This is a genomic window from Mesorhizobium sp. M3A.F.Ca.ET.175.01.1.1, from assembly GCF_004791945.1.
Classification (GTDB): domain Bacteria; phylum Pseudomonadota; class Alphaproteobacteria; order Rhizobiales; family Rhizobiaceae; genus Mesorhizobium.
Window position 1 is genome coordinate 1 of the sequence record NZ_SRTP01000099.1, and the last position, 408, is coordinate 408.

Sequence of the window (408 nt, forward strand, 5' to 3'; positions counted from 1 at the left end):
CTGGAACAGCCAGACATAATTACCGTCGACCGTCCGGATGCCGCTGTTCACACCGACGGTGGTGGAAAATGGAGTTCCGGAGGAGTTCTGCGCAAGAATGACCGAGGTGATGGTTTCGCCGGCGTTTGCGGAGGCCACCACGAAGTCGGCTTGGAAGGCAACTTCGGGCGACGTCAGCCCGCCCGAACCGTCGAGGCCCAGGAGATATTGCAGCGTGCTGTTGTTGGTAGGGGCAATATCATCTTCCTGGAGACCGGTGGTCTCGTCGATGATGATGTCTTGCGCGGTGATGTCGAGTGCCATTGCGATTCTCCCTGGTTTCAATGCGGCTTGCGCTGTAATCGGCCCAACGCCCGGCAACCGGCCGCACGGACGCACATCCGCCGGCGAGAGCCGGCGCTGAGCGCC

At 61.5% G+C, this 408-nt stretch carries 1 protein-coding gene; it reads right to left on the bottom strand.

Going from position 1 to position 408, the window contains the following annotated elements; translation table 11 throughout:
- On the bottom strand, positions 1-303 hold a 303-nt coding region (locus tag EN818_RS30915), incomplete at its 3' end, for a hypothetical protein (RefSeq protein ID WP_135906617.1).
- Between the last annotated feature and the right edge of the window lie 105 nt (positions 304-408).